The following is a 15,961-nucleotide window of genomic DNA, read 5'->3' on the forward strand; positions in this document are numbered from 1 at the left end:
CCGTCTTCGAGGCCGAGGACGCTGGTGCCTTTGATGCTGTCGGGGATGACGCTGACGCTCAGGGCTTCCAGCGAGTCGAAGCCGAGGCTATTGAGCATGGCTTGTTCGTCGCCGGCGCGCGGGCCGATGTGGCGGGCGATGAATTCGTTGGCGGTGGTCACATTTACAGAAACAGGAAGTACTTGAGTCATGTCGGCGCTCCTCAGGCTTCGGCGTTGGCTTTGATCAGACGGTCGTAAGCGTCTTGATCCAGCAGTTTGGCGACAGCCGATGCATCGGTTGGCTGGAAGCGGAAGAACCAGCCTTCGCCCAACGGGTCTTCGTTGACCAATTCAGGGCGGCTGTCCAGCGCCGGGTTCACTTCCAGCACGTCACCGTCCAGCGGCATGTACACGCCGCTGGCGGCTTTTACCGATTCCACGGTGGCGGCTTCGGCGCCTTTGTCGTAGGACTGCAGCTCAGGCAGTTGTACGAAAACCACGTCGCCGAGGGCGTTCTGTGCGAAAGCAGTGATGCCGACTGTGACGCTGCCGTCAGCTTCGGTACGCAGCCATTCGTGATCTTCAGTAAAACGCAACTCGCTCATGGAAACTCCTAAGGGGGCCAGACTCGTCTGGTGGACGCGATTGAATGCGTGGGCAAAAGCCCTGTTTTATAAGCGGTTACTAAGCAAAATCGCGGCCAATGTTATTAAATCGTTATAAATCAATAACTTGAATGGCTTTAACAGGTGCAAGGATTTGCTGGCCGTAGCGAAATCGCTACAGCATGAGGTGGAGAAAAAAGCCTAAGTGGATCAAAGCCTTGCACAGCGGTGATCGGAAGAGAGTGTATCGATATCGTTCCGCTGTAGCGCTTTCAGTACAGATGGAGGTCGCTTTTGAATTGAGTCAATGATCGTTCCCTCGCAGACGTGGGAGCGATCAAGCTTCAGGGCTTGTTGGGAATGCCGTATTTGCGCAATCGATGGGCAATCGCCGTGTGAGAGGTTTGCAAACGGCTGGCCAGTTGGCGGGTCGAGGGATAGCTGACGTAGAGTTTTTCCAGCAGGGTTTTTTCGAATGCTTCCATCGCCTGTTCGAGGCTGTCGACGTCGTTGTCACTCTGACGCGCCACAGATGTGCCGGCGATATCGAGGTCGCCAATGTCGACCAGGCTGCTTTCGCAAATGGCGGCGGCGCGGAAGATCACGTTCTGCAGTTGCCGCACGTTGCCCGGCCAGCGATTGCCCAGCAGTGCCGGATAGGTGCCGGGCGCCAGGCGACAGACCGGGCGCTGGATCTGCGCGCAGGCCTGCTGCATGAAGTAGCGCGCCAGCAGCAGGATGTCCTGGCCGCGTTCGCGCAGCGGCGGGACTTCGACATTGAGGACGTTGAGGCGATAGAACAAATCTTCGCGGAATGACCCTTCACTGACCATTTTTTCCAGATCGCGGTGCGTGGCGCTGAGGATCCGCACATTGACCTTCACCTCACGATCCCCGCCCACCCGACGGAAGCTGCCGTCGTTCAAGAAGCGCAGTAACTTGGCCTGCAAGTACGGCGACATCTCGCCGATCTCATCGAGAAACACCGTGCCCTGGTTGGCCAGCTCCATCAGCCCCGGTTTGCCGCCCCTTTGTGCGCCGGTGAAAGCGCCGGGGGCGTAGCCGAACAGTTCGCTTTCGGCGAGGTTCTCCGGCAATGCCGCGCAGTTTAGCGCCAAAAATGGCGAACTGTGTCGAGCGCTGATGGCGTGGCAGGCACGCGCCACCAGTTCTTTGCCGGTGCCGGTTTCGCCCTGGATCAGCAACGGCGCATCAAGGGCGGCAACGCGCTGGGCGCGGGCCTTGAGGGTCCGAATCGCCGGGGACTCACCCAGCAGCGCATCGAAACCTTCGGCATGATCGTGGTGCAGCGCCGAGAGGCGTTCGCCGATACGGTTGGGTTGATACAGGGTCAGCAGGGCGCCGGCGTCGGTAATCGGTGTGGCGTCCAACAGTAACGTCTGGCCGTTGACGGTGACTTCCCGCAGCGGCAGGCGGAAGCCGTTTTCCAGCAGGGCTTCGAGCAGTGCCGGGTCGGTGAACAGATCGGCGATGCTTTCGCCGTCAGGCTCGCGACCGTACAACGCAATCAGTGCCGGGTTGGCCAGCAGCACCTTGCCGACGCTGTCCAGCGCCAGGACCGGATCCGTCATGGCCGCGAGCAACGCATCAAGCTGCAAGTGCCGACGCTGACCAGGAAGAATGTCGACCACCGTCACCGCTTGCACGCCGCGCACGCTGAACAACGCATCGCGCAGCTCTTCGAGGACTTGCGGGCTCAAGGTCGGGGCGTCGATGTAGACGTTGGGCGGGACCATTTCCACCGCATCCAGATTGAGATTGCGCCCACCGAGCAGGGCCAGGACTTCCTGGGTAATGCCGACGCGGTCGATGAAGCTGACGTGGATACGCATGGGGCGGTTTTTGGTTCTGGAAGGCAGAGGGTGGCAAGTATGCCTTGGAGGAGGGTAGGAGGTGAAATCGGCAACCGGGATCGCCTGAAAAGATCACCGCTTTTGGCAGCGCCTGCAGGGGTACGCGCAGGGCGCAGGCGCTGCCAAAGGCGGCGATCTTTTGACCTTATACGCTTTATTCGAGGTGTTCGGGTTTCACCGGGTCGCCGGATTTTACCTCCAGCTGCGCCCGCACATCCTCGAACATGGCGTCGTAGGTCTTGTGCATTGAGGCGATGCTGGCTTCTTTGGGGAGGCCATATTTGTGGGCAATGTCCATGGCGTGCCGGGCGAAATCAAACGCCTGGTCCTTGGGCAGGAAAAATTCCTCCTGCATGTCCTTGCCCTCGATGCTGCCATGCATCTTGAACAACATTCCTTTGCCTTCCTTGGGGTCCTGGCCGACTTCATAGTCGATGCACAAGTTGTAGCTGTAATCGTCCTTGTTCAACGCATGACGCTCAATGTGCAGGTGACCCGGTTCAAACGTGGCCATAAACATCTCTCCTTCGAAGGCATTGGAGAACGGCAGACCCTTGGCCTGCCGCTGAGTTTCATTTAGCGGTAAGTAATGCCGGGTGTCGCCGTGCTGATGCGGGTGCCGGCCTTGCCCTGGACGATCGCTTGGATGTCCGAGAGTGAACCGATGACCGCGACTTTGCCAGTATTGCGCGCGAACTCGCAGGCAGCCTGGACCTTCGGCCCCATGGAACCTTCGGCAAAGCCGAGTTTTTCCAGGTCGTCCGGGTGGGCCTGGGCGATGGCTTTCTGGGTCGGTTTGCCGAAGTCGATGAACGCCGCGCTGACGTCAGTGGCGATCACCAACAGATCGCTTTCCAGCTGCTCGGCCAGCAGCGCCGAGCACAGATCTTTGTCGATCACCGCTTCGACGCCTTCGAGTTTGCCGCTGGCGCCGTACAGGGTCGGGATGCCGCCACCGCCGGCACAGATCACGATGCTGCCTTTATCCAGCAGCCACTTGATCGGGCGAATTTCGAAGATGCGTTTGGGCCGTGGGCTGGCGACCACGCGGCGATATTTGTCGCCGTCCGGGGCAATTGCCCAGCCTTTTTCAGCGGCGAGTTTTTCCGCTTCCGCTTTCAAGTACACCGGGCCGATGGGTTTGGTCGGGTTCTGGAACGCCGGGTCCTTGGCATCGACTTCAACTTGGGTCAGCAAGGTGGCAAACGGCACTTCGAAGTCCAGCAGGTTGCCCAGTTCCTGTTCGATGATGTAACCGATCATGCCTTCGGTTTCGGCACCGAGCACGTCCAGCGGATAAGGCGACACCGGGGTGTAGGCCGCCGCTTGCAGCGACAGTAGCCCGACTTGCGGGCCATTGCCGTGGGCGATGACCAGTTGGTTGCCGGGGTAGATTTTGGCGATCTGTTCGGTGGCGACGCGGATGTTGGCGCGTTGATTGTCCGCGGTCATGGGTTCACCACGGCGGAGCAGGGCGTTACCGCCCAGAGCAACGACGATACGCATAATGCAGTCCTTTCAGAGTTCGGTGACCCCCGCAGAAGCAGCCTTCGACAGCTCCTGCGGGGGCAGGTCATGAACCTGTGTTTGGCTGTTAGATATCCGCCAACGCCGACACCAGGATCGCCTTGATGGTGTGCATGCGGTTTTCCGCTTGCTCGAAGGCGATGTTGGCCGGCGATTCAAAGACTTCTTCAGTCACTTCAACGCCACCGGCCAGGTGCGGATAGCGCGCGGCGATGTCTTTGCCGACCTTGGTTTCGCTGTTGTGGAATGCCGGCAGGCAGTGCATGAATTTCACGCGCGGGTTGCCCGAGGCTTTCATCATTTTGGCATTGACCTGGTATGGCAGCAGTTGCTCGATGCGCTCGTCCCACGCTTCCACGGGCTCACCCATCGACACCCAAATATCGGTGTGGATGAAGTCCACGTCCTTGACCGCTTCTTTCGGGTCTTCGGTGATGGTGATGCGCGCGCCGCTTTCTTCGCCGAAGGCTTTGCACTGGGCGATGAAGTCCGCATGTGGCCACAGGGCTTTCGGTGCGGCGATGCGCACGTCCATGCCCAGTTTGGCGCCGATCATCAGCAGCGAGTTGCCCATGTTGTAACGCGCATCGCCCAGGTAGGCGTAGCTGATGTCATGCATCGGCTTGTCGCTGTGCTCGCGCATGGTCAGCACGTCGGCGATCATTTGCGTCGGGTGGAATTCAGCGGTCAGGCCGTTGAATACCGGCACGCCAGCGAACTTGGCCAGCTCTTCGACGATTTCCTGTTCAAAGCCACGGTATTCGATAGCGTCAAACATCCGGCCCAGCACGCGGGCGGTGTCTTTCATGCTTTCTTTGTGGCCGATCTGCGACGACACCGGGTCGATGTAGGTGACGTGGGCGCCCTGGTCGTGGGCCGCGACTTCGAAGGCGCAACGGGTGCGGGTCGAGGTTTTTTCGAAGATCAGCGCAATGTTCTTGCCTTGCAGGTGTGGACGCTCGGTGCCGGTGTACTTGGCGCGTTTGAGGTCCCGGGACAGGTCGATCAGGTAGTTGAGCTCGCGAGTGGTGTGGTGCATCAAGCTCAGCAAGCTGCGGTTGCGCATATTAAAAGCCATGGTGGATCTCCTTGGGTTTCGGTTATCCCCCGACCTCACGCTTTATAAGGGTGAGGTCGGGTACACAAATTAATAATCGATGGGGTCGCGAATGATCGGGCAAGTCATGCAATGGCCGCCGCCACGGCCGCGACCGAGTTCACTGGCGCTGATGGTGATCACTTCCACGCCTGCTTTGCGCAGCAGGGTGTTGGTGTAGGTGTTGCGGTCGTAACCGATCACCACGCCCGGTTCCAGGGCCACCACGTTGTTGCCGTCATCCCACTGCTCGCGTTCGGCGGCGAAGCTGTTGCCGCCGGTTTCCACTACGCGCAGGGTCTTGAGATTGAGGGCCGCGGCCACGGTGTCGAGGAAGTTGGTTTCTTCGCGACGGATGTCGATGCCGCCCGGTTTGCTTTCGTCAGGGCGCAGGGTGAAGGCGACGATCTGATTGACCACCTCCGGGAAAATCGTCACGAGGTCGCGGTCGCAGAAGCTGAACACGGTGTCCAGGTGCATCGCGGCGCGGGACTTCGGCAGGCCTGCAACAATCACTCGCTCAACGGCTTTGTGCTTGAACAGGCTCAGCGCCAGTTGACCGATGGCCTGACGGGACGAACGCTCGCCCATGCCGATCAACACCACGCCATTGCCGATCGGCATGACGTCGCCGCCTTCAAGGGTGGCGTTGCCGTGTGCCTGATCCGGGTCGCCGTACCAGACCTGGAAGTCGGCGTTGGTGAACTCGGGGTGAAATTTGTAGATGGCGCTGGCCAGCAGGGTTTCCTGACGGCGCGCCGGCCAATGCATTGGGTTCAGGGTCACACCACCGTAGATCCAGCAGGTGGTGTCGCGGGTGAACTGGGTGTTGGGCAGCGGCGGCAGAATGAAGCTCGAATGCCCGAGGAAGTCGCGGAACATCTCGAGGGTCTTGCCACCGAAACTGGTCGGCAGGTCATCGGCCGACACGCCGCCAATCAGGAACTCGGCGATCTTGCGCGGTTCCAGGCTGCGCAGCCACGAGCCGACTTCGTTGACCAGGCCCAGGCCCACCATGTTGGCGGTGATCTTGCGGTCTAGAATCCAGTCCAGCGCCTCGGGGATCGCGACGATGTCGGTCAGCAGGTTGTGCATCTCCAGCACATCGACGTTGCGTTCGCGCATTTTGGTGACGAAATCGAAATGGTCACGCTTGGCCTGGGCGACCCACAGCACGTCATCGAACAGCAGTTCATCGCAGTTGTTCGGGGTCAGCCGCTGGTGGGCCAGGCCAGGGGAGCAAACCATGACTTTGCGCAGTTTGCCGGCTTCGGAATGTACGCCGTACTTAACTTTTTCGGTGGTCATTACAGTGATCCTCCAGATAACAAATCAATCAGGTGTTACAGGGTCAGGAATCCGTCATACAGCCCGTAGGCAGCCACCAAGGCGCCGACGACTACGGCCGCGAAAATCAGCTTCTCGACATTAGTGAAAACCGGTTTGCCGACTTCCATCTTGGCCTTGGCGAACAGGATCGCGCCGGGGGCGTAGAGCAAAGCGGAAAGCAGCAGGTATTTGATGCCACCGGCGTACAGCAGCCAGACCGCGTAGATCACGGCGATGCCGCCGATGATCAGGTCTTTCTTACGTTGGGCCAGGGCGTTTTCGTAACTCTCGCCGCGCACCGCCAGCAGCAGCGCATAGGCCGCCGACCACAGATACGGCACCAGGATCATCGAGGTGGCGAGGTAGATCAGTGACAGGTAAGTGCTGGCCGAGAACAGGGTAATGATCAGGAATACCTGGACCATCGCGTTGGTCAGCCACAGGGCATTGACCGGCACGTGGTTGGCATTTTCCTTACGCAGGAACGCCGGCATGGTGTGGTCCTTGGCAGCGGCGAACATGATCTCCGCACACAGCAGCACCCAGGACAGCAACGCGCCGAGCAACGAGATGATCAGACCGACGCTGATCAGCACCGCGCCCCAGTGACCGACCACATGTTCCAGCACCGCCGCCATCGACGGGTTCTGCAACTTGGCCAGTTCCGGTTGGGTCATGATCCCCAGGGACAAGACGTTCACCAACACCAGGAACAGCAGCACCGTGATAAAACCGATCATGGTGGCTTTACCGACGTCGCTGCGTTTTTCCGCCCGGGCCGAGAAGATGCTCGCGCCTTCGATGCCGATGAACACCCAGACGGTGACCAGCATCATGTTGCGCACCTGGTTCATCACGCTGCCCAGGCTGGTATTCTTGGTGCCCCAGATGTCAGCGGTGAAGATGTCCAGTTTGAAGGCGAACACGGCGATCAATACAAACAGCACCAGCGGCACGACTTTGGCAACGGTGGTCACCAGGTTGATGAACGCTGCTTCCTTGATCCCGCGCAGCACCAGGAAGTGCACGGCCCAGAGCAGCACCGACGCGCCGATCACCGCCGCAGGAGTATTTCCCTCTCCAAATATCGGGAAGAAGTAACCCAGGGTGCTGAACAGCAACACGAAGTAGCCGACGTTGCCCAGCCAGGCACTGATCCAGTAACCCCAGGCTGAAGAGAACCCCATGTAGTCGCCGAAACCAGCCTTGGCATAGGCGTAGACCCCGCCGTCCAGGTTCGGTTTGCGGTTGGCGAGGGTCTGGAACACGAACGCGAGGGTCAGCATGCCAACAGCCGTAATGGCCCAACCAATTAACACGGCGCCGACGTCAGCGCTGGCCGCCATGTTTTGCGGCAGGGAAAAAATCCCGCCACCAATCATTGAACCAACTACTAACGCTACAAGTGCGCCGAGTTTCAGTTTTTTTGGGGATTCAGACATTGCATGACTCCAATGCAGGAGAAGAGAGACAACAGATTAAATCTGTTAACTGTTCAGTCAGCTGACATAGATCAGTACATGGGCACATTCCATTGTTAATGAAAGACTTATGAACTTTTCATGCGCATAACTGTATTGCTGGAAAGCCCGGTTCAGAGGGCTCTGGCGGAACAAACAGGCACAATGCGTAGCGCATCGAGTTTTTGCAGTCCGTTCGTTTTCTCGTTTTTGCAAATGACGACGTGTGTTTTCAGTGCAGAAGAGGATTATTACGATGGGTGCACAAAATTACTGTACACCGATGGCTATAGATTTATCGGTTATCAATAAAAAAACTCAGTAAGCGCTTATTAATAAACGTTAATGCGCTTTATCTATTTAGTTAAAACACAACCCTGTGACGAATGTGCGGCAATAGTCGCTTTCACCGTGTGGGGGAAAGCGAGCGCGCAGGATGTCGCCATCGACACAACGCTACGCCTGAGCGCGTTGATCGCCCTGGCGTTTGTGTTCCGGCCTGCTCGCGAACGCTATTTGAAGATCACCACCACTGTGCGCGGTGGGAACCCAATTCCGAAGCCGCAATGGCCCACTGCAACGGCGTCCCGGTGATCTTCAGCGGTACGTGTAACCGATGCGCCGGCCCCCAGGGTGTCTGTTCGACCAACAAACCTTGATCGTTTTCATCCTCCGCCCGCAACGGCTCATCCGTCCCGCGTCCGTGTTCAATCAACAACTTCGCCGTCCGCGCCAACGACAATCGTGCCGATCCGCCGCGCCCCAACAGCGTGATCGCCGCGGCCGCCATCAAATACCCGGTGGAGTGATCCAGCGCCTGCACCGGCAAGGGTGTCGGTTTGTTGGCTTGCTTGTACTGTTGACCGGCCTCGGCGATCCCGCAGCTCATTTGCACCAGGCTGTCGAAACCCCGACGGTTCTGCCACGGGCCGCTCCAGCCGTAGGCGTTGAGGCTGACGTCTAGCAGGCCGGGGGCCAGTCGCTCGCGGTCGGCTGCGCCGTAACCCAGCCGCGCCAACGCATCGGCGCGGTAGCCGTGAAGCAGAATGTCGGCGTCCTTGAGCAAACTCTCGAACACCGCGCGATCAGTCTTGTCGTGCAAATCCAGGCGTGCGCAGCGTTTGCCGAGGGTGACCTCCGGGACGACACCGGGCTCGTTCCAGGTCGGTGGATCGATGCGCAACACATCGGCGCCGAGGCCGGCGAGAAAGCGGCTGGCGATCGGGCCGGCGAGTACACGGGTCAGATCCAGCACCTTGATCCCGGCCAGCGGTCGCGCCACCGAGCCTTGCCACGGTGTTGTGTTTTGGCGGCTGCCGGCGGTGAATTGAATCAATGGCTCGGCGTTCACCGCGATGCCCTGGGGATGGGCCTGCCATTGCGCCCACGTGTGCATTTGGGCGGCGCAACCACCGGCCTCGATCACGGCGTGTTCCAGATCGGTTTTGGCCCATACCGCTACTTTGCTCTGCATGGCGGTGCGGTCGGCACAGGCGCCGAGCACGCGTTCAGCGGCAACGCGGTGATGCGGGGCGTTGGTGTGCAGGCGAATCCAGCCGTCGGTGGTCGCATAGTCACCGGCCACCGGGTCCCACAGCGGCGGCACGCTCCAGCCCTGCGGGCGAATCGAGGTGGCGAACCAGAACGAAGCCAGGCGACGGTCGACTTCAAGGCTGGGCAAACGACCGGTTTGCTGGTGCAGCAACTCGCTGACCGCCTGGCCGGCCGCGGCAATGCTGGCGCAGGCCAGGTCAGTCACGGCAAACACCGAGGGCAGGGCGCCGCTCGATGTGAAAGGGATGGGGGTGCGCGGCAAGCCGAGTGCTGCTTGAATGGACGTGAATAAATCAGTCATCGAAGGCCTCCGGAAAGAGGGTTCGATCATAGATCAAATCAGCTGACAGGCCAGATGAAATTCCCCCTGTGGGAGCGGGCATGCTCGCACGGGGGGGTGGTGGTGCTCCATTAAACGCGGAACTGATCCATCAGTGTCATCTGCTGGGTTGCCAGGGCATTGAGCTGGCTGCTGATCTGCGCCGATTCGGTGGCCTGGCCGGTCAGGGTTTCGGTGACGGTACGAATCGCCGAGACGTTGCGATTGACCTCCTCGGCCACGGCGCTTTGCTGTTCGGCGGCGCTGGCGATTTGCAGGTTCATGTCGCTGATGACCGTCACCGCGTCGCTGATTTTGCTCAACGCCTGCACCGCTTGCTGGATCTGTCCGGCGTTGCTGTGGGCCTGGGTCTGGCTCGAGTGCATGGTGGCAACCACGCCGCGAGTACCGGTCTGGATGCGTTCGATCACGATGCGAATTTCTTCCACCGAATCCTGTGTGCGTTTGGCCAGGTTGCGCACTTCATCAGCGACCACCGCAAACCCGCGACCGCTCTCGCCGGCACGCGCAGCCTCAATCGCCGCGTTGAGCGCGAGCAGGTTGGTTTGCTCGGCGATGCTGCGGATCACTTCCAGCACCGAGCCGATCTGCTCGCTGTTGACTGCCAACGCTTCGACTTCGGTCACCGCCTTACTGACTTCGTCGGCCAGTTGATTGATGTCGCGGGTACTGCGTTCAATGATCTGCAGGCCGTCGCGGGCTGACTGGTCGGCACCCTTGGCCGCGTTCGCTGCGTTCGAGGCACTGTTGGCGACGTCGTGGGCGGTGGCGCTCATTTCGTTGGACGCGGTGGCGACCTGGTCGATTTCGCGGAACTGCACCTGCATGCCTTCACTGGTCTGGCGGGCGATTTCCGAAGACTGGTCGGCTGTGCCGCGCGCATCAGTGATGCTTTGTTTGATCTGCGCGATGGTCGGTTGCAGCTTGTCGAGGAAGCGGTTGAACCAGCTCACCAGTTCGCCCAGCTCGTCTTTCTTGCTGTAGTGCAGACGCTGCGTCAGGTCGCCGTCGCCGCTGGCAATCGCCTTGAGCATCTGGGCCACGCTGTTGATCGGCCGGGTCACGCCGGACGCCGTCAGCCAGATCAGCAACAGTCCGACCAGGCCGGCAATCACTGCCATCAAAACGGCTTTGATCGTGCCGCTTTGCTGGGCGTCATCAAGTACGGTCTGCAACTTGACCGAGTCGGCCAGCAGCACCTGTTTCGGCAGGTCGATCACCACGCCCCAGGCATTGGACTCGGCAATCGGACTGACCGGGTACACCGCACGGATAAGGTCGCCTTGTTCGAGAATCTTCGGTGTACCCCCGCTGAGCAATTGCAGGACCTCCTTACCGTCCGCGCCCAGGGTGTCGCCGATGCTTTTGCCGACCTTGCTCGCGTCCACGCTGTAACCCGCGAGCACGCCGCTGCCGGAGACGATCAGCATGTGCCCGGCGCTGTTGAACAGGTCACGTTGGGAGTCGACCGCCGCTGCTTGCAGCGCGTCGAGGGCGATGTCCACCCCGACCACCCCGATGGATTTGCCATCGACCAGCAGCGGTACGGAAATGGTGGTCATCAGCATTTCCTTGCCGGCGACGGTGTCGGCATAGGGGTCGAGCAGACAGGTGCGTTTGCTGTCGCGAGGGCAGGTGTACCAACTGTTATAGGGGGTGCCGCTGAGGCTCAAGGTGGTTTTGGTCATGTCGTCTTCGACCATGATCGTATTGATCCCGGCACCGCCGGCACGGCTCCAGTAGCTGGCGAAACGACCGACTTCGTTGGATTGGCGAGCGGCATCGTTGGCGAACTCGCTGTCCTTGCCGTCGAGGCCATTGGGTTCGAATGCCAGCCAAATGCCGAGCACCTTGCTGTTGCGCTCGAAGGCGGTTTTCAGGCGCTGGTTCAATTCTTCACGCAGGACGCCGGCGTCAAGGGCGCGCTTGCTCGCCATGGTGCGCATGTCCTTGATCTGATCAGCCAGGGCGGTCACCACCAGCAGGCTTTCACCGAAGGTCTTCTGCACCCGCACCGCTTGCTCGGCGGCCTTGGCCTGGAGCAGGTTCTGCACGCTGGCGGTGAGCATCTTGCTGCTGGAGGCACTGACCAGTTCATCGTTCTGATCGGTCTGGTAGATGTTCATGCCAACAATCAACGCGACCACGCCAAGCAGGCACAGACCGGACAGCAGGACGATTTTCAAGCGGATGGAGAGAGCGTCGATCATAAGGCGAACTCGCGAATGGATGAGGTGTTGGCTGTGAGTCGGGATCGACCCGGTTCGCCAAGTCCATTCAGCGCCATTTAATGCACATCGGCGTGGGTGCAGGTTGCATGAACGCGAAGCCGACGAACGGTAGTAAGTGACCGTTTGCGCAGGGAAATGCCCTGAAAATGGCAGAAATTCAGGAGATTTTCAGCGGCGATTCCGGCCGCGACCAGATCCACAGATTGCCGAGGCCCATGCCGGCAATCGCCAGAAAAATCGGCCAGCCAGGATCGAGCATCGTCAGCATCAACCCGGCGCACAGCAGCATGCTGACAGAGGCACTGACCTTGGCTCGCCGGGCGATGATTTTGCCGTTGCGCCAGTTGCGCAGGATGGCGCCGAACAGCCGATGGTTTTCCAGCCAGGCACTCAAGCGCGGCGAACTCTTGGTGGCGGCCCAGGCGGCCAGCAGGATGAACTCGGTGGTCGGCAGACCCGGTACGACGATGGCGATCAGGCCGATGCCCAAGCTGATGTAGGCCAGGAGACCGAAGAGGATTCGGGTGAGTTTCGAGGCGGTTGGATGAGGCATGGGGCTCATTGGCGCATGGTCAGCAAAGACCCCTTGTGGGAGCAGGCTTCGTTCCGTCAGGCGAGCGCTGGGGTGTAAGCCTGTTCCAGCAATACGGTGAAGCGGTTGAACGCGTCGATAGCGCCTTTATCCAACCCGGCTTCGTCTTGTGCGCTGAGTTCCAGCCCGTCGAGGGTTTTGACGAAGCGCTTCCAACCTTCAGCGCGGCCACCGGTCGGTTCCCCGAGATGACGAGCGCCGAAGGTTTCGCTTAACCCAAGACCCACAGCACGCTTGATCAAAAACGCCGCGCCAAGTTTCGAACCTTCTGATACGAACAGCCAACCCAGCGCCTCGGCTTTGGTTGGGTTCTTCACCGCACCGGCGACGGGTGCTGGAATTTCAGCTTCCAGGTCCGCCAGATCAGCCTTGGCCGCTTCAGCACGGCAGCGAGCTGCCAGGTCCGGGACGATGGCGGTCAATTCGGCATCGTTGTACAGCGACACCAGTTCCGACTGAAACAAATATTGAGCCACCACGAAGCGCGCGAAGTTGGCCTGGGTTTCAAACGGTGCGTGGGCTTTGACCAAGGCATCAAGCTGGGTGTGAGGCTCGTGTGTGATCTGGTTCAAACGTTGCGAACGCAGAGCAGGGCGTTGAGCAGTGTCCTGAGTGGTCATGAGAAATCCTTGAGAAAAAGTGGCGTTTGGTAACGAGACGAACAAGAAGGCGCCTGACAGTAAAAAAACTCACTGCACCACTTCTCTAGAAGCAGCGCAGAGCGGTGACAGGGTCAGATATCCCAGACCAGATTGACCGCAAAGTTGCGACCCGGTTGGGTCAGGCGATCAAGGTTGGCCGGTTGAGTGACCGAGGCTTCGCCGACGCTGTCGTAACCGCGCACGTCATCCCACTGCCAGTACTTCTTGTTGGTCAGGTTGTACAAACCGGCGTTGACGGTTATGTCGTCGGTCACCTTGTAGAAGCCGGCCAGGTCGAGCACGCCATAGCCCGGGGTCTTGAACTGGGTGCTGGTGCCGTCGGGGGTTTTGAAGCGGGTGCTGTCGACGCGAGTCTTGCGTTTGACCAGTGTCCAGCTCAACAGGGCGCCGTAGTTGTCCTGGTCGTAACCCAGGCCGAACACGCCAGTCAGCGGGTTGATGCTGTTCAGCGGCTGGCCGTTGTCATCGTTACGGCCATACAGGTAGGCCACCGAACCTTGGGTGTAGAGACCGGTCGGCGCGCCGAAGCTGTCGAGATTCAGGCGACCCTTGAGCTCCACGCCTTTGATGGTGGCGTGAGCGATATTGTTGCTCTGGAATGTGGTCTCGGTGTAGCCAGGCGTGATGGCGTTCTCGTCGATGAAGTCGCGGTATTTGTTGTAGAACACCGCCACATCGAAAGTGCCTGCCTCGAACTGGCCGCGCAGGCCGGTTTCATAGCTCTTGCTTTTTTCCGGTTCCAGGTCGGGATTTGGTGCGACCTGATAGCCGCCGGCCAGGTTCTCAAAGCGACCGTACAGCGCCTTGGCGGTCGGTGTGCGGAAGCCTTCTGCGTACTGACCATACCCGGTGTAGTTGTCGTTGAAGCTATAGGTGGTGCCGAATTTTGGCGACAGACGATGCCAAGTCTTGGTGTCGTCGCTCACCACACCGTTGCCGTTTTGGTCGGCGGTGACCAGAAACTCATCCGTGATGTGTGGTTTGAGCTGGGTGTAGTCGTAGCGTGCGCCGGGCAGGAAGGTCCAGTTGCCCCAACTGATCTGATCCTGGGCGAACAAGCTGTAGCTGTTGATGGTTGGGTCCGGGAAATCACTGGCGGGTTTCAGTGTGTCGGCGGCGCTGGCGGCACCGATGACCCGGCACGCGCCGGCCACGGTCAGGCAGGTGCCGCTACCGGTTCGCAGACCAGTGACTTTGTCCTGTTTGATGGTCGTGCCATAAGTGACGCGGTGGTCGGTATCGGCGATGGCAAACGACTTGTCGGCCTGGGCATCGAACACCCATTGGCGATCCTTGTAGGTGGTATCGCGGTGGCGCAGCACGGTGCGCGAGGGCGCGTAGATTTCTTCGGTGCTCTGGTCAGTCTTGGCGATCTGGTAGTTCAACGTCCACTTGATGTGGTCAGCCAGAACGCTGTCCAGGCCGAAGCTGTGCTCCAGACCGAAGCGTTCGCGGGTGACGGTGTCGTTGCCGTTACGGGATTTATAGAAGCCGAAACCGTGTCCTGCGTTGAACGGGCCGCCCACTGCGCTCAGTTGATGGGTGTCGCGGTCATCCTTGTAGTGCTCGTAAGTCAGACCGAAGCGCGCATCGTCGGCGTAGTCCCAGCCCAGTTTGGCCAACACGTTGGTGGTGCGCACGTTCTCGGGGTTGGCCTCGGTGCGGTTCAGGCCGTTGCCGCCGGTTTCGCCGTAGGACTCTGTTTCATGACCATTGCGCTGACTTAAGTGCAGCAGGCCATCGAAGTCGCCGGTGCGACCGGCCACGGTACCGGAGGTCAACCAGCTGTCGTCGGCCGAGCTGTAGCCGGTTTTCAGGCGTGTACCGACATCCTTGCCCGGTTTGATGATGTCGTCCGGGTCCAGCGTGTAGTAGCTGACCGCGCCACCGATGGCGTTGCTGCCGTAGAGCACGGACGCCGGGCCGCGCAGAATCTCGACGCGCTTGATAATCTCGGGGTCGACGTAGTTGCGGTTGGTCTGGGCGTAAGGGCCGTTGAAGAAGCTGTCGGGCACCTGCACACCGTCGACCTGGGTCAGTACACGGTCGCCGTCGATACCGCGGATGTTGTAGCCAGTGAGGCCAGCGCGTTGACCGGCGCCGCCCACCGAAACACCAGGCTCGTAGCGCACCAGATCCTTGATGGTATTGACGTTGTTGCGGTCCAGCTCTTCACGGGTGTGAACGGTGACAGTGTTCGGCACGCTGTCGATGCTTTGCTCCTGGCGAGTGGCGCTGATGGTCACCTGGTCCAGGTTGAGCGCGTTGCTGTTGCTGCGCTTGTGCAGCACGATGTTGTGGGGGCCCAGTTTGCGATAGCGCAGGCGGGTCCCCACCAACAGGCGATCGAGGGCTTCCTCTGGCGACAGCGAACCTCGTACGCCCGGCGAGGCCACGCCTTCAGCCAGTTCTGCCGGCAAGCCGACCTGCCAACCGGTCACGGCGGTAAAGGCATTGAGTGCCGAGACCAACGACTGCTGAGGGATGGCGAACGAGTAATCACCCATGTTGCGGGTCGGTTGCTCTGCAGGGGTGGCGGCGCAGAGCTGCGCGCTGCCGGCCATCAGGATGGCGGCGGTCAGCAGCGACAGTACGCGAGAAGGTGAAGAAGGTTGGCGGGTAAGGCGAGAGGACATCGATAGCGCTCCGTGTCGCACGAATCTTTATAGGTGCTGATAGGCATCTGAGGATGCGAATCAATTGCATTGGC

The 15,961-nt window shown here is 60.0% G+C and carries 13 protein-coding genes and 1 pseudogene; all 14 read right to left on the reverse strand.

What is annotated here, in order from left to right:
* On the reverse strand, positions 1 to 191 hold a 191-nt coding region (locus ACXPVS_RS17190), incomplete at its 3' end, for a hypothetical protein (RefSeq protein WP_458510997.1).
* 11 nt (positions 192 to 202) lie between these two features.
* Positions 203 to 586 carry a glycine cleavage system protein GcvH gene (gene gcvH / locus ACXPVS_RS17195; protein ID WP_458510998.1) on the reverse strand — a complete coding sequence of 128 codons (384 nt, stop codon included), beginning with the start codon at positions 584 to 586 and terminating at the stop codon, positions 203 to 205.
* Between the two features lie 344 nt (positions 587 to 930).
* The gene (locus ACXPVS_RS17200) at positions 931 to 2,439 is read right to left on the reverse strand and encodes a sigma-54-dependent transcriptional regulator (RefSeq protein ID WP_458510999.1); all 1,509 of its coding nucleotides are present in this window, start codon (positions 2,437 to 2,439) and stop codon (positions 931 to 933) included.
* A 175-nt stretch (positions 2,440 to 2,614) separates the two neighbouring features.
* A complete protein-coding gene (locus ACXPVS_RS17205; protein WP_458511000.1) occupies positions 2,615 to 2,974 on the reverse strand; it encodes a DUF5064 family protein in 360 nt (119 codons plus the stop codon).
* 62 nt (positions 2,975 to 3,036) lie between these two features.
* Positions 3,037 to 3,966, reverse strand: coding sequence for a carbamate kinase (gene arcC, locus ACXPVS_RS17210; protein WP_458511001.1), 930 nt, complete (start codon positions 3,964 to 3,966; stop codon positions 3,037 to 3,039).
* 88 nt (positions 3,967 to 4,054) lie between these two features.
* Entirely contained in the window at positions 4,055 to 5,065 is a 1,011-nt protein-coding gene (locus tag ACXPVS_RS17215; RefSeq protein WP_458511002.1) for an ornithine carbamoyltransferase, read from the reverse strand.
* Positions 5,066 to 5,134: 69 nt separating this feature from the next.
* Positions 5,135 to 6,391, reverse strand: a complete 1,257-nt coding sequence (gene arcA / locus ACXPVS_RS17220; protein WP_458511003.1) for an arginine deiminase — start codon at positions 6,389 to 6,391, stop codon at positions 5,135 to 5,137.
* 35 nt (positions 6,392 to 6,426) lie between these two features.
* Positions 6,427 to 7,854, reverse strand: coding sequence for an arginine-ornithine antiporter (arcD, locus tag ACXPVS_RS17225; protein ID WP_458511004.1), 1,428 nt, complete (start codon positions 7,852 to 7,854; stop codon positions 6,427 to 6,429).
* A 541-nt stretch (positions 7,855 to 8,395) separates the two neighbouring features.
* On the reverse strand, positions 8,396 to 9,727 hold the full coding sequence (locus tag ACXPVS_RS17230) for a CoA transferase (RefSeq protein WP_458511005.1): 1,332 nt from the start codon (positions 9,725 to 9,727) through the stop codon (positions 8,396 to 8,398).
* Positions 9,728 to 9,837: 110 nt separating this feature from the next.
* The gene (locus tag ACXPVS_RS17235) at positions 9,838 to 10,593 is read right to left on the reverse strand and encodes a methyl-accepting chemotaxis protein (RefSeq protein ID WP_458511100.1); all 756 of its coding nucleotides are present in this window, start codon (positions 10,591 to 10,593) and stop codon (positions 9,838 to 9,840) included.
* A 102-nt stretch (positions 10,594 to 10,695) separates the two neighbouring features.
* A pseudogene (locus ACXPVS_RS17240) lies at positions 10,696 to 11,976 on the reverse strand (PDC sensor domain-containing protein); the annotation flags it as partial.
* 178 nt (positions 11,977 to 12,154) lie between these two features.
* Entirely contained in the window at positions 12,155 to 12,550 is a 396-nt protein-coding gene (locus tag ACXPVS_RS17245; protein ID WP_458511006.1) for a YbaN family protein, read from the reverse strand.
* Between the two features lie 56 nt (positions 12,551 to 12,606).
* The gene (locus tag ACXPVS_RS17250) at positions 12,607 to 13,209 is read right to left on the reverse strand and encodes a biliverdin-producing heme oxygenase (protein ID WP_458511007.1); all 603 of its coding nucleotides are present in this window, start codon (positions 13,207 to 13,209) and stop codon (positions 12,607 to 12,609) included.
* 113 nt (positions 13,210 to 13,322) lie between these two features.
* Complete coding sequence (locus ACXPVS_RS17255; protein ID WP_458511008.1) at positions 13,323 to 15,887, reverse strand: TonB-dependent receptor; 2,565 nt, start codon at positions 15,885 to 15,887, stop codon at positions 13,323 to 13,325.
* Positions 15,888 to 15,961 lie beyond the last annotated feature (74 nt).

This window comes from Pseudomonas sp. Ma2-10 (genome assembly GCF_054330215.1).

Excerpts from the sequence above, each read along its gene's own strand:
- ACXPVS_RS17245 (WP_458511006.1), bottom strand. The coding sequence starts at position 12,550 with ATGCCTCATCCAACCGCCTCGAAACTCACCCGAATCCTCTTCGGTCTC.
- ACXPVS_RS17235 (WP_458511100.1), bottom strand. The coding sequence starts at position 10,593 with ATGCAGGTGCAGTTCCGCGAAATCGACCAGGTCGCCACCGCGTCCAAC.
- arcA (WP_458511003.1), bottom strand. The coding sequence starts at position 6,391 with ATGACCACCGAAAAAGTTAAGTACGGCGTACATTCCGAAGCCGGCAAA.
- ACXPVS_RS17205 (WP_458511000.1), bottom strand. The coding sequence starts at position 2,974 with ATGGCCACGTTTGAACCGGGTCACCTGCACATTGAGCGTCATGCGTTG.
- ACXPVS_RS17230 (WP_458511005.1), bottom strand. The coding sequence starts at position 9,727 with ATGACTGATTTATTCACGTCCATTCAAGCAGCACTCGGCTTGCCGCGC.
- ACXPVS_RS17200 (WP_458510999.1), bottom strand. The coding sequence starts at position 2,439 with ATGCGTATCCACGTCAGCTTCATCGACCGCGTCGGCATTACCCAGGAA.
- ACXPVS_RS17250 (WP_458511007.1), bottom strand. The coding sequence starts at position 13,209 with ATGACCACTCAGGACACTGCTCAACGCCCTGCTCTGCGTTCGCAACGT.
- ACXPVS_RS17215 (WP_458511002.1), bottom strand. The coding sequence starts at position 5,065 with ATGGCTTTTAATATGCGCAACCGCAGCTTGCTGAGCTTGATGCACCAC.
- ACXPVS_RS17255 (WP_458511008.1), bottom strand. The coding sequence starts at position 15,887 with ATGTCCTCTCGCCTTACCCGCCAACCTTCTTCACCTTCTCGCGTACTG.
- gcvH (WP_458510998.1), bottom strand. The coding sequence starts at position 586 with ATGAGCGAGTTGCGTTTTACTGAAGATCACGAATGGCTGCGTACCGAA.
- arcC (WP_458511001.1), bottom strand. The coding sequence starts at position 3,966 with ATGCGTATCGTCGTTGCTCTGGGCGGTAACGCCCTGCTCCGCCGTGGT.
- arcD (WP_458511004.1), bottom strand. The coding sequence starts at position 7,854 with ATGTCTGAATCCCCAAAAAAACTGAAACTCGGCGCACTTGTAGCGTTA.